This is a genomic window from Pseudomonas sp. B13(2017) (genome assembly GCF_002113245.1).
Taxonomy (GTDB): domain Bacteria; phylum Pseudomonadota; class Gammaproteobacteria; order Pseudomonadales; family Pseudomonadaceae; genus Aquipseudomonas; species Aquipseudomonas putida_Z.
On record NZ_NEJX01000005.1, the window covers coordinates 138460 to 150880 of the forward strand.

A 12421-nucleotide genomic window follows, 5' to 3' on the forward strand; every position below is an offset into this window, starting at 1 on the left:
TGGGCTGGCTGATTCAGTTGTTGCAGAATCCTCGCTGAAGTCTTGCACGGCCACCGTGATGACCGACTATGGTCGTTAGCGGCCCTTGGCCGACAGCAGCTTTGGGTTGGTCGCGGTCGGTCTATCGCTAAAGTCAGGCCTTCTTAGCACTTGAAGACCCATGCTCTTTCTAAACGGCGAGCCAGTAGCGGCACGGTAAGCAGGTAGTAATATCGAGTCGCCTTGCATCGCCTCGCTAGTCGGCGGTCGAGAAACCAAGCAACATGTTTTTTCTTCCAACTCCAAGGTGTTTCTAGCTGCCAGCGATCAGATATCTCCGCTTGGATGAGCTTTGCTTGCCGTAAATGGCGCTGCCGCGTTGCGTACGATCCCGTCAGCACCGCAGCCAAGAACAGTTCCATATCGAATGGCTTGCTCATACGCGCCCTCCAATGTAGGCCCCGACCACATCGATCCGACCGTGCCCCAACTCATAGCTGATTTGCCTCCGAGCCTCGCGATCAAGGTGCTGATTTAACTGGCAGCATTGGCCGCCGATGATAGGCGCGCGGTGTAGAGTGATTTGCTCATAGCGCTCACATGCATACGTCGCTCGTAGCTCATGGAACCCTTTGAGCCTGTGTGCATGCAGGACGTCTCGCGCTGGGCGGATGATTTCCTGCAGAACATTCAGATAGCTTTCGTCTGGCGCAATCAGGTTGCGGCTACTCGCAGGCGACACCTGCCGTGCAAACCCAAGTGCGTCTTGAACATGTTGGTTCACCGCAATCCATCGTGGCGCTGAGGCGCCAGCGCGACCGCCTTTGGTGCCATCTTGAATGTTGATCCTGCCTAGGTCTTCAGCCTCACGGCTCAGCCGTGGCAGGTCAGCCAGGATGGCCTCACGAAGGCGCATGCCGGTGGCTCGCGCCAACAGAACAATCGCTGCGGCCCGTTGCTGATGATCGCTACAAAGCGCATCGACGATCTGCTTAACCTGTTCGCGGTCTTGGCCTTGCGGAGCCGATTGGCGAACTCCGGTGCGCTGCATTCCCAACGCCTTGCTCGGACTGGGCAATTTCACACACTGATCACCGCGCAGCGCCGCCATGGTCCTGTTAACGCTGGATAGGCGGTTTTGTGCGGTGCTGATGGCGAGGCTACCGCACTCAACCGCATCGCGCAGGTACGCCGCATAGTCCGCCAATACCTTACGATCAATCTGCCGCGCATCATTGATACCGGGCCCTTGTTCGGAGCGGCACCATCTGACGAATGCCTGCCACCGATCACAGTGTGCCTTCACCGTGCCGTAGTGGCCGCCGCCGAACATGTCTTTCAACGCCTGCGGCCCTGCATAGCTCAGTTGCCTGCCGTAGCCGAAATTACGGCCATCGCGTCTACCCACCAATGCCATGTCGAATCACCTCATCGCCTGGTCTCCGATCCTCGCCCCACGTCATCCCGCCAAGAATGTTGAGTGTTATCAGGGATCAAGGCCCCTGCGACCTGTGGGGAATGTCCTCTGCGCGGGACTGGCGGCTCCTTACGACCGGGAGCAAGGGCATCTCATGATCTGGCCTCCTGAGCACCGTTACCGGTGGGCGGGTGGAGGCAGCACTGGCTGACGAGACCTGCGCCGCGAGATCCTGAGCCATGTGCAAGCAGCAATGCGATGACCGGGGCATGCCTGACTGTCAGTCAGGTGCAGTCCATTCCTTGGTCTGCGGCACCATCATCTACAGCGCTGTTGCTGGTGACATCGGCGTTTGTCACGCCGATTGTCACGAGGGGGAATGCCGCAAAGCCATGTGCGATCAGGGCTGCAGCAGTGGTAGAAGTGCCCGTCTCTTTCCAGAAGAAAGAGACGGGCACAGGTTGGCGCAGTAGTCGGCCAAGCGGATAGGTTGCTGCAGGGCAGCGAGGTACGGTGTATCTGGCGCACGAGCGCTACATGTGTAAGAGCATCCATCACATGGGTAGTGACCGGGCGAGCTGCCGGATGCGAATCGCCCTTGGGTAGAGCCACCGCGAGAGCGGCGTGACCTTGAAGGCTCGGGTCACCTGGGGTGCTGCCCAAGGCAGCGTTTGCACGATCAGTTCTACGCCTGTGGATAATTTTGGTCAACGCCCCAATCCTCGTGGCCTCTGGGGCTGTGCATGAAATTATCCACCGGTGGAAATCAGTGGTATTCAAAGGATTTGTGTCGGCTTTTAGCTTTGCAAAGCTAGGTCCATCCAAACAGGGCGGCTTTGCAGCCCTGTTTGGATGGACCCGAATTAAAGAGCGGCCAACGGTGTCCTGGAGGGTTCATCGACGATTGAATGCGCCACGCCCACTTGGCAAGGGAGTGATGTTGTCGCCAGCTGGATGGGCGAACTCATGTGGAGTGACATGCCCCGATCTGTTGGCATCGATGTAATTGCTCCACCACGCCATGATCAGCCTGCGCTGTTCCAAAAATTCGGCCTTGTGGATATAGGCGGCGCGCACGCGATTGCGTTCCTTGTGGCTCATCTGCCGCTCAATAGCCGCGTCGGTCCACAGTCCTGACTCCAGCAAGGCGCTACAGGCCATGGTCCTGAATCCATGCCCGCATACTTCCTTTGATGTGTCGTAGCCAACGTTGCGTAGCACCTGGTTAACCGTGTTCTCCGACATTGGCTTCCAGTACTTGTGGTCACCGGGCAGCACCAGTTCGGAGAAGCGACTCAAGCCGCGCAGCCGTTCAAGGATCGCAATGACCTGGGGAGAGAGCGGCACCATCTGTATGTCTCCGCTCATCTTGGTGCCACGGGTGGAATTGCGCACGCCGTCGATTGGCTTGCGGGTGTCGGGGATTTCCCACATCGCCCTTTGCAGGTCGAACTCCTCCCAGCGCGCAAAGCGCAGTTCGCTGGAGCGCACGAATACGTGCAGCGTCAGCAATACAGCCAGCTTGGTTAGCTCACGGCCGTTGTAGTTGTCGATCCGGTTCAGTAGTTCGGGGAGGCGGTTGAGTGAGAGGGCAGGGCGGTGCACGGTACGCGGGGCATGAATCGACCCTGCCAGATCGAGCGCCGGATTCTGGCTGATCCGCCGCGCCCGCTTCGCGCCCCGCATGATCGTGGAGAGATAGTTCTGCACGCGCAGGGCGACGTCCATGGTGCCGCGATCTTTGATACGCAGAGTGACCTCAAGCAGGTCATGAGTATCGAGTTCAGCAATGGGGCGTTGGCCGATCAGGGGGAAGACATGGGTGCGCAACCGGCTCATGACGGTCTTGGCGTGTCCCTCCGTCCAGCGCCGGGACATTTCGGCGTGCCACTCCAGGGCGACGGTTTCAAAAAGCAGGGAAGCTCGTTGAGCCGCTAGCTTCGCTTTCTTCTTCTCTTCCATCGGGTCGAGGTTGTCGAGTAGCAGGGCCTTGGCTTCATCGCGCTTGGTTCTCGCGACGGCCAGCGAGATGATGGGGTAGTTGCCGATGATCAGCGTGCCCTCCTTGCCGTTGGGCTTGAAGTAGCGCAATCGCCACGTTTTCACGCCGTTGGGTTTCACGAAGAGGTACATGCCGCCACCGTCGAATAGCTTGTAGGCACGTTCGCGAGGTTTCGCCGTACGGCATTTGAGGTCGCTGAGAGGAACGGCTAGACGTGGCATAAGGGTACGTTCTCCATGCAGGCAAGACGCTGTACCCTAAAAATACCCCCGGGGATGGGGTATTTTGTTGGATCCCGACGGAGGGTCCTGGAACGAAAAAACCCGCCAAAGGGCGGGTTTTAGGGGCTTCCAAGGCATTCGGTGGAATGCGATGGAGCTGGATATGGTGCCGGCACCAGGAATCGAACCCGGGACCTACTGATTACAAGTCAGTTGCTCTACCATCTGAGCTATACCGGCAATGGGGCGTCATTATAACGATCGGTTGGCGCCTGTAAACCACTTCGTTGCGAATGTTCGCAAATGACCTAAGTCACCGACCTGAAAGAAGAATTTTCCTACCAGCCGCGATGGATGGTGGTGACGCTTGGCTCGGTTTTGCCCGGGTTGAAGAACAGCTTGTCGTTGTCGCAGCCGCGCTTGCGGCAGGGGCTTTCGGTGCGCAGGGGCAGGCCGTTGTCGCCGCCCAGCTGCATGCCGGGGTGGTTCCAGCCCAGGCTGCTGGTGGGGTGGGGAGCGGTGCCGCTGGCGCAGCCGGTCAGGGCCAGGGCCAGGGCGAGGGTCAGCAGGGCGAGGGGCTTGGCTTGGGTCACGATGGTCGGGTCCGTTAGTCCATTGTCGGTTCTGGCGCAACGCCAGAAGGTCGCGGGGCTGGCGGGCAGCGCGCGACGTCACTTTTTAATCATTTGGGGGGCGGATGATACACCGTTGCGGCGGTCGGGCATTAGCTTTGTGTTGCTTGTGATGGCCTATTCGCGGGCTTGCCCGCTCCCACAGGATCTCCACAAGCCTTGAAACTGTGTAGTACCTGTGGGAGCGGGCGCGCCCGCGAAAGGGCCATCAGCTGTACGAAGATTCTGAACTTTAGGGCTAACAGCTTCAGGGTTTGATGGCTTCGGAACTATCCTACGCGCGCCGCCGAAGTATCGCTGTTGTCGGGGAAATGGCTCATGGATACCGTTTTCGGGTCGCTCTGGCGACCGGGTGTGAGAACCCTGATCGAATAAGCGCTACCCATTTATGGTGGCCGTACGCGGGCAGACTTCGGTCTGGCCGGGCTTCCTTATTCGACCGGTTTCTCACCCCGCGTACGGCTGCCACCCAAATCCGTGAGAAAGATTTCTGGCAGCCCCCTCCCCGAGTAAGGATTTATGCCATGAAGAAAACCATCATCGAACCCATCACCACCGCAGGCGTGGAAACCTTCCTCGCAGCCGGTAACCCATCCCTCAATCTGCTACGCGTCGAGCCTGGCGTCCCCGTCGATGCTGCCTATGAGCATGTCTCGATCCTGATGGGCTACATCAAGCATCTGGTGCGCGAGGGGGATATGGAGGATGACCATAAATTCCTGGGCGCCGCCGATTATCTGTGCGACATGGCCAAGGCGCTGATGAACGATATCGAGATTGCCAAGAACAAGGCGCATTGAAGGCTCACGCGGTCAGTGTAGGAGCGGCCTTGTGTCGCGATGGGCCGCAAAGCGGCCCCCGTTTTTGGCGTATTTGCAGAGATCGCTGGGGCTGCGTTGCAGCCCTTTCGCGACACAAGGCCGCTCCTACAAGGGACCGCGTAAATCAGGCCATTCTGGGTAAGGCTTTAGACGCAGTCGCCAACCACAAGAAATGTTTATGCACAAGTGGCATCGGCGCCTTGCGCGAAAGGCATGCCGGCTCGATACACCGCCGGTCTTTGCGCAAACGCCTGTTTTTACTGGCCTTGACGCGCAAGCCGGAATAAGCCAAACGCTTGAAATAGCGCTTGGATCCAACAGGTAATCACAAGCTTGTTCACAGAGTTATCCACAGGTTGTGCTGCGGCTAACGGTCGCGTTCGGCAAGGATTAGCAGGTTGCGCGGGGTGAGTGGGTAGTCGCAGAACAGGCCAAGGCGCACGTTGTAGCCTTGTTCTTCGAGGAACAGGGCGCGATCGAGTACCAGCCACAGCTCCAGCGGCCGGCGGAACAGGTTGCGCACGCGCTCCAGGTTGCGGACCTCGGCCAGGCGTTGCCAGCCTGCGGCTTCCAGGGCTGCCCAGTCCGGGTTGCCAGTCAGCTGCAATTGCTTGAGTTCGGCCAGGTCGCGGCAGTACTGCTTGAAGGGCTTCTCCAGCCAGGCCACGGGTAGCGACGGTGTCGGCAGGTACTTGTCGGTCTGGCGCTGCTGGCGTTGCAGCAGGTCGAAGCCCAGGCGCCGGGCCATCGAGGTGTCGCGCTGGCGTCGTACGCGGGCGCCGGCGGTAACGGTTTCGCTCAAGGGCAGGCCCAGGTCGTCCAGTGACAGCCGCAGGCTGGAGGCTTGGGCGGCTGTGGATAACGCCTGGTATTGCTGCGCCGCAATGCGGTTGTAGCAGCAGGGGGCCACGGCCAGTTGCCGGCAACCTTGCTGGCTGGCCAGTTGCATCAGGCGCACATGCAGGTCGCCACAGGCGTGCAGGGCTACCACGCTTTTGCCGCCAGCCAGGTGGCGGGCGCTGTCGTTGGCCATCACATCCTGGTGCACATGCTGCGCCGGCAAGTGGTGGTGCGTGCTCAGGACCTGGCCGGCGGCGACCAGTTCGGCATCGTATTCCAGGCAGGTCAGGTGTTGGCCGGGTTGCAGCAGGCGGCGGCCCAGGTGGCCTTTGCCGGAGCACCAGTCCAGCCAGTGACGGGGCTGTTCGCGGAAGGCCAGGTGGCTGGCGAAGGCTTCGATCTGTTGCCATTTGCGGCCGGGGACGGCTACGTCGAGGCGGTGCGCGGCAGGGGGCAGGTCGGTTTCCGGGAGGTTGCCGAGTGCCGAAAGCTGTCGGGCTTGCTGGGCCAGTTGCGGGAACGGGGCGGGCAACGGGGCAGCGGTGGTGTCGGTTTCGGCGTCTGCCAGGGAGCATTGGCGCAGGTGGGCGGCAAGCTCGGGGTGGGCGGTTTCCCAGGCCAGCTGCAGGCTGGTGAAGGGGCGCGGTTTCCACAGCTGCTGGTGCTCGATCAGGAACTGGTCGAGGGCCTGGAAGCGGGTGCTTAGGTGGGGGCTGTGGAGGTGGTTGGGCATGGCAAGGATGTGTGGTGGTTTTGAGGGCCTCTTCGCGGGCACGCCCGCTCCCACAGGTATAGCGCCACATTCAAGGTTGGCGCTACACCTGTGGGAGCGGGCGTGCCCGCGAAGCAGTCAGTGAGGTCTCAGCGGCCCTGGCACGCATCCACGCGCAACCAGCGCTCCAGCAGCTTGAAGCCCTGCACCAGCACGAACGAGATCACCAGGTAGAACACCCCGGCGGCAAAGAAGATCTCTACCGGCAGGTAGGTGCGGGCGATGATGGTACGGGCCATGCCGGTCAGTTCCAGCAGGGTCACGGTACTGGCCAGGGCGCTGGCCTTGAGCATCAGGATCACTTCGTTGCTGTACGCCGGCAGGCCGATACGCGCGGCGCGTGGCAGCATGATGTAGAACAGCGTCTTGCCCCGCGACATGCCCAGCGCCCGCGCCGCCTCGATCTCACCCTTGGGGATCGACTGCAGCGCGCCGCGCAGGATCTCGGCGATGTAGGCAGCAGTGTGCAGGGTCATGGTCAGCACGGTGCACCAGAACGGGTCGCGCAGGTACGGCCACAGCGAACTCGAACGCACCGCGTCGAACTGCGCCAGGCCGTAGTAGACCAGGAACAGCTGCACCAGCAGCGGCGTGCCACGGAAGAAGAAGATGTAGCTGAACGGCACCGCGCGCACATACCAGTGGCGCGAGGAGCGGGCGATGCCCAGCGGGATGGCCAGGATCAACCCGGCAACCACCGCGATGGCCACCAGCTCCAGGGTCAGGGTCGCACCCTGGGCAAGGCGTGGCAGCCATTTGATGATGACTTCCCAATTCATTATTCGGCCCTCGCAAAGCCGCGAGCGGCGCGTTTTTCCATGAAGTGCATGCCGGTCATGGCAATGATGGTCAGGCTCAGGTAGATGCAGGCCGCAACCATGTAGAAGGTGAACGGCTCTTTGGTCACGGTCACGCCGATTTGTGCGTGGCGCATGATTTCTTCCAGGCCGATTACCGACACCAGGGCGGTGTCCTTCATCAGGATCATGAACAGGTTGCCAAGGCCGGGCAGGGCGATGCGCCACATCTGCGGCAGGATGATCCGCGACAGGATGCGGCCTTTGGACAGGCCAAGCGCCAGGCCGGCTTCACGGTGGCCCTTGGGGATCGCCAGGATGGCGCCACGGAATACTTCGGTGGCATAGGCGCCGAAACACAGGCCCAGGGCGATCACGCCCGCAGCGAAGGCGCTGAGCTCCAGGCCCGGCATGTTCAGGGCTTCACCGAGGGCGTTCATCAAGCCGACGGTGCCGAAATAGATAAGCAGTACCCACAGCAGTTCGGGCACGCCGCGAACCAGGGTCGAATAGAAGCCACCAAGCCATTGCAGCGGCTTGATCGAGGAAGTCTTGGCCAGGGCGCCGAGCAGGCCCAGGACCAGGCCCAGCAGCAAGGCGCAAAGCGCCAGTTTTACGGTCATCAGGGTGCCGGCCATCATGGCCGGACCGAATCCGTGCAGGTCGATATTCATGGGCAGGTCATTCTAGGGACTGGCGCGCCGCAAGGGCGCGCCGGTCGGGGCGGATCATTCGATGCTGAACGGGAAGTACTTGTCGTTGATCTTCTTGTACGTGCCGTCGGCCTTGATTTCTGCCAGGGCCTTGTTCAGGTCGTCGCGCAGCTTGGTGTCACCCTTGCGCACGGCAATGCCGATCTTGTCGCTGTCCATCACCGGCTCGCCCTTGAACTCGAAGTTCGAGCCGTCTTTGCTCTTCAGCCACTCGTACTGCACGTACTTGTCGGCCAGGATGCCGTCGATGCGGCCGGAAACCAGGTCGAGGTAGGCGTTTTCCTGGGTGTCGTAGAGTTTGATCTCGACATCCGGGTAGTTGTCTTCAAGGTAGGTGCCAGCCAAGGTTGCGCGCTGGGTGCCAATGACCTTGCCCTTCAGCGAAGGTTTGTCAGTCTTGAAGTCGACGTTTTTCGGCGCGATGAACTGCAGCTTGTTGGAGTAGTACGGCTCGGTGAAGTCCACGGCCTGCTTGCGCTCGTCGGTGATCGACAGCGACGACACCAGGAAGTCGAACTTCTTGGCGTTCAGGGCCGGGATGATGCCGTCCCAGTCGGAAGTGACGACCGAGCACTCGACTTTCATCTTGGCGCACAGGGCGTCGCCGATGTCTTTGTCGAAGCCGACCACGTTACCGCTGGCATCCTTGTTGTTGAACGGTGGGTAGGCGGCTTCGATACCCATGCGCAGTTTTTCTGCGGCCAGGGCGTTGGCCGACATCACCAGCGTGGCAGCAGCTGCCAGGAGGAACTTCTTGTAAGTGTGCATGTATTGCTCCGTTAGCGGTGGCTGGACATGAATTGCTTGCAACGCGCCGAGGTCGGGTTCTCGAAGACCTGCTGCGGCGATCCCTGCTCTTCGACCAGGCCCTGGTGCAGGAAGACGACTTCACTGGACACATGGCGGGCAAAGCTCATCTCGTGCGTCACCAGCAGCATGGTACGGCCTTCTTCGGCCAATGCGCGGATAACGTTTAGCACTTCCTGGACCATTTCCGGGTCGAGCGCCGAAGTTGGCTCGTCGAACAGGATGACCTTGGGCTTCATGGCCAGGGTACGGGCAATGGCGGCGCGCTGTTGCTGGCCACCGGAAAGCTGGGCGGGGTAGCTGTGGCGCTTGTCGTAGATGCCCACCTTGTTCAGCAGGGCTTCGGCGGCTTCGATGGCCTCGGCCTTGCTCTGGCCGAGCACGCGGCGCGGCGCCTCGATGATGTTGTCGAGGATCGACATGTGCGGCCACAGGTTGAAGTTCTGGAAGACGAAACCGATCTCGCTGCGCAGGCGGTTGATCTGGCGGTTGTCGGCGGCGACCAGGTCGCCGTTCTTGGCAGCCTTGAGCTTGAGGGCTTCACCGGCGACCAGGATTTCGCCCTGGTGCGGGTTCTCGAGCAGGTTGATGCAGCGCAGCAGGGTGGACTTGCCGGAGCCGGACGACCCCAGGATGGAGATCACGTCACCGTCGCGTGCGGTCAGCGAAATGCCCTTGAGAATTTCCTGCTCGCCGTAGCGTTTGTGCAGATTGCGGATTTCCAGCGCGGGCGTGGCCTGAGCCATGTGCGGTCCTCATGTGTACGGGTGCGTTCCCAGCTGTTGGCGGCCTTCCTGGCGTGCGCCAAGCTAGCATAGCGGCATTATCACGGCCAACAGGGTCGCTGGGGACTCGGGGCGCTGGTGGGGCGGTTTGTCGCATCGTTGCAGCGCAACGTCGCGCGGATGTCCGCGAAGGTGTCGCCCAGCACCAGAGCCTTGATGAAAAAAGGCGCGATGGTGCCAGCTTTGGCCCGCTCATGGAAGCGGTTTTAGACCTTTCGCGGGTACGCCCGCTCCCACAGGTTCGTTAAAAAGCTCAAATGGTTGCACCTGACCTGTGGGAGCGGGCATGCCCGCGAACGGGTGCGGCCAGGTCTTCAGGTTGTACCTCTAGGTTGCACTTTTTTGCATTGCAGCGGTGCACAGGTGTTACCGTGGCGCACCTTTGGTGCGTTTGTAAGTGAGTATTTCAGTAATCCGATGATTTGGTGGCCTTTCGGTCAGCCGTTGGCCGAAAGCCCTCCAAACCGCATGCTAAAAGGCCTTCCGACTTTTCTGACGAATGCATTCAGCACATGGCGCGCTTATTGCCGGTAGGAAACCGCCGATTGCAGCGACGCCCAGGTCAACCCCAGGCGCGCTCCGTAACCGCAGTCGGAGTGGTCCACTCCTTACAAAGGTAGTTTTAATGAGCGGTAACAATTCCAATGACCTCGCTCAGGGGCTCAAACAACGGCATGTGACCATGCTGTCCATCGCTGGCGTCATCGGTGCCGGCCTGTTCGTTGGCTCCGGCCACGCCATCGCTGCTGCCGGCCCTGCCGTGCTGCTGGCTTACGCTGCCGCCGGTACGCTGGTCGTGCTGGTCATGCGCATGCTGGGTGAAATGGCTGTCGCCTCGCCTGACACCGGTTCGTTCTCTACATATGCCGACCGCGCCATCGGGCGCTGGGCCGGTTTCACCATTGGCTGGCTGTACTGGTGGTTCTGGGTGCTGGTAATTCCGCTGGAGGCCAACGCCGCCGCGGCCATCCTGCATGCCTGGTTCCCTGCGGTCGACCTGTGGGCGTTCTCCCTGGTCATCACCTTGGCGCTGACCCTGACCAACCTGTGCAGCGTGAAGAACTACGGCGAGTTCGAGTTCTGGTTCGCCCTGCTCAAGGTGCTGGCGATCATCGGCTTCATCGCTGTGGGTTGTGCTGCCATGTTCGGCTTTGTGCCGAGCAGCCAGGTAAGCGGTGCCAGCCACCTGTTCGACACCCAGGGCTTCATGCCTAACGGCCTGGGCGCGGTGCTGGCAGCCATGCTGACCACCATGTTCTCGTTCATGGGTACCGAAATCGTTACCATTGCCGCTGCCGAGTCGAAGGACCCGGGCAAGCAGATCAGCCGCGCCACCAACTCGGTGATCTGGCGTATCTGCCTGTTCTACCTGGTGTCGATCCTCCTGGTCGTGGCCCTGGTGCCGTGGAATGACCCGGCCCTGGCCGAGACCGGTTCCTACCAGACCGTGCTGAGCCGCATCGGCGTGCCGAATGCCAAGCTGATCGTCGACATCGTCGTGCTGATCGCCGTGACCAGCTGCCTGAACTCGGCGCTGTACACCTCGTCGCGCATGCTGTTCTCGCTGAGCAAGCGTGGTGACGCCCCGGCCATTGCCCAGCGCACCACCAAGTCGGCTACCCCGCATGTGGCGGTTCTGCTGTCCACTGCAGCGGCGTTCCTCTGTGTGTTCGCCAACTTCGTGGCCCCGGCCCAGGTGTTCGAGTTCCTGCTGGCCAGCTCTGGTGCCATTGCGCTGCTGGTGTACCTGGTGATTGCCGTGTCGCAGCTGCGCATGCGCGCCCAGCGTGAGGCCCGCGGCGAGAAGATCACCTTCAAGATGTGGCTGTTCCCGGGCCTGACCTGGGCGACCATTGCCTTCATCATTGCCATCCTGGTGGTAATGGCGCTGCGTGAGGACCACCGCGCCGAAATCATCGCGACCGCACTGCTGAGCATTGGTGTGGTGGCGGCTGGCTTGCTGGTGCACCGCAAGCGTGAAGCTGCCGGGCGGGTGGCGCTGGACAACTGATCCGCGCTGGCTGAAATGAAAGGCCGCGTCCTGTGAAGGGCGCGGCCTTTTTTGTTGACTGTACCGACCCTTTCGCGGGCTTGCCCGCTCCCACAGGGACGGCATTGCCTTCGGGCCCTTTGGTGTTCTTGTGGGAGCCGGCTTGCTGGCGATAGGGCCCGGGCAGGCTACACAGCCCTGTCAGCCAAACTGCTTCTGCTGCTGTTGCTGCTTGGCAACCAGCTCCGAAGCCGCCACATAGGCTGCCTGGAACTCATCGCTCTCCAGCCAGGCCATGGTGGCCTCTTCGTCGGCCCCATCCAGCCATTTACGGTAGGCATTGAACACCAGCACGATGTAGTCGGTGGCGTGTTCTTCCTTGTGCCCCTTGAGCACCAGGGCCAGCAGCGGGTCTACCAGGAACACCGAAATCATCGGTACCAGGCCGCCTTCCTGGGCTTCCTTCATCTTCTTGAACAGCGGTTCGTAGCTGCCCGATTCCATGGCCTTGTTGTACACCTGCTCGATGCTGGTGCTGTCGCCTGCGCTGGCCTTGACTGCCTGGCCGCTGCGTACCATGCGGTTCTGCTTGGCCTTGCTGGCGGCGCGCTTGGCGCGTTTCTGTTGCTTGGTGGGGGTGGCCAT

General features: G+C 61.1%; 12 protein-coding genes and 1 tRNA gene. 2 read left to right on the forward strand and 11 right to left on the reverse strand.

The genetic code is table 11. The features are described from left to right. Window positions 1-143 precede the first annotated feature (143 nt). From CAG44_RS09215 to CAG44_RS09240, 5 genes are all read right to left on the reverse strand, one after another. Window positions 144-419, reverse strand: a complete 276-nt coding sequence (locus CAG44_RS09215; protein WP_085691982.1) for a hypothetical protein — start codon at window positions 417-419, stop codon at window positions 144-146. Next, window positions 416-1396 carry an integrase domain-containing protein gene (locus CAG44_RS09220; protein WP_085691983.1) on the reverse strand — a complete coding sequence of 327 codons (981 nt, stop codon included), beginning with the start codon at window positions 1394-1396 and terminating at the stop codon, window positions 416-418. Before CAG44_RS09220 ends, CAG44_RS09215 begins: the two co-directional genes overlap by 4 nt. 894 nt (window positions 1397-2290) lie before the next feature. Further along, window positions 2291-3619 carry an integrase arm-type DNA-binding domain-containing protein gene (locus tag CAG44_RS09230; RefSeq protein ID WP_085691984.1) on the reverse strand — a complete coding sequence of 443 codons (1329 nt, stop codon included), beginning with the start codon at window positions 3617-3619 and terminating at the stop codon, window positions 2291-2293. A 164-nt stretch (window positions 3620-3783) separates the two neighbouring features. Next, window positions 3784-3859: transfer RNA gene (locus CAG44_RS09235), tRNA-Thr, on the reverse strand. A gap of 98 nt (window positions 3860-3957) precedes the next feature. Further along, the gene (locus tag CAG44_RS09240) at window positions 3958-4212 is read right to left on the reverse strand and encodes a hypothetical protein (protein ID WP_085691985.1); all 255 of its coding nucleotides are present in this window, start codon (window positions 4210-4212) and stop codon (window positions 3958-3960) included. 563 nt (window positions 4213-4775) lie between these two features. On the opposite strand from CAG44_RS09240, the gene CAG44_RS09245 reads away from it, so the two are divergent. Further along, window positions 4776-5051: a DUF3077 domain-containing protein gene (locus tag CAG44_RS09245; protein WP_013970482.1), complete on the forward strand. Its 276-nt coding sequence runs from the start codon at window positions 4776-4778 to the stop codon at window positions 5049-5051. A gap of 388 nt (window positions 5052-5439) precedes the next feature. Here CAG44_RS09245 and CAG44_RS09250 read toward each other — a convergent pair whose 3' ends face one another. The 5 genes from CAG44_RS09250 to CAG44_RS09270 form a co-directional block, all read right to left on the reverse strand. Further along, window positions 5440-6645 carry a methyltransferase gene (locus CAG44_RS09250; protein WP_085691986.1) on the reverse strand — a complete coding sequence of 402 codons (1206 nt, stop codon included), beginning with the start codon at window positions 6643-6645 and terminating at the stop codon, window positions 5440-5442. A 128-nt stretch (window positions 6646-6773) separates the two neighbouring features. Next, a complete protein-coding gene (locus CAG44_RS09255) occupies window positions 6774-7463 on the reverse strand; it encodes an ABC transporter permease (RefSeq protein ID WP_015268628.1) in 690 nt (229 codons plus the stop codon). Then, the gene (locus CAG44_RS09260) at window positions 7463-8155 is read right to left on the reverse strand and encodes an ABC transporter permease (RefSeq protein ID WP_025337363.1); all 693 of its coding nucleotides are present in this window, start codon (window positions 8153-8155) and stop codon (window positions 7463-7465) included. Before CAG44_RS09260 ends, CAG44_RS09255 begins: the two co-directional genes overlap by 1 nt. A 54-nt stretch (window positions 8156-8209) precedes the next feature. Continuing rightward, a complete protein-coding gene (locus tag CAG44_RS09265; RefSeq protein ID WP_013970486.1) occupies window positions 8210-8962 on the reverse strand; it encodes an ABC transporter substrate-binding protein in 753 nt (250 codons plus the stop codon). Window positions 8963-8973: 11 nt separating this feature from the next. Further along, window positions 8974-9747: an ABC transporter ATP-binding protein gene (locus CAG44_RS09270; protein WP_003257472.1), complete on the reverse strand. Its 774-nt coding sequence runs from the start codon at window positions 9745-9747 to the stop codon at window positions 8974-8976. A 664-nt stretch (window positions 9748-10411) separates the two neighbouring features. On the opposite strand from CAG44_RS09270, the gene gabP reads away from it, so the two are divergent. Continuing rightward, window positions 10412-11797: a GABA permease gene (gene gabP / locus CAG44_RS09275; RefSeq protein ID WP_085691987.1), complete on the forward strand. Its 1386-nt coding sequence runs from the start codon at window positions 10412-10414 to the stop codon at window positions 11795-11797. A gap of 180 nt (window positions 11798-11977) precedes the next feature. Here gabP and CAG44_RS09280 read toward each other — a convergent pair whose 3' ends face one another. After that, the gene (locus tag CAG44_RS09280) at window positions 11978-12421 is read right to left on the reverse strand and encodes a hypothetical protein (RefSeq protein ID WP_085691988.1); all 444 of its coding nucleotides are present in this window, start codon (window positions 12419-12421) and stop codon (window positions 11978-11980) included.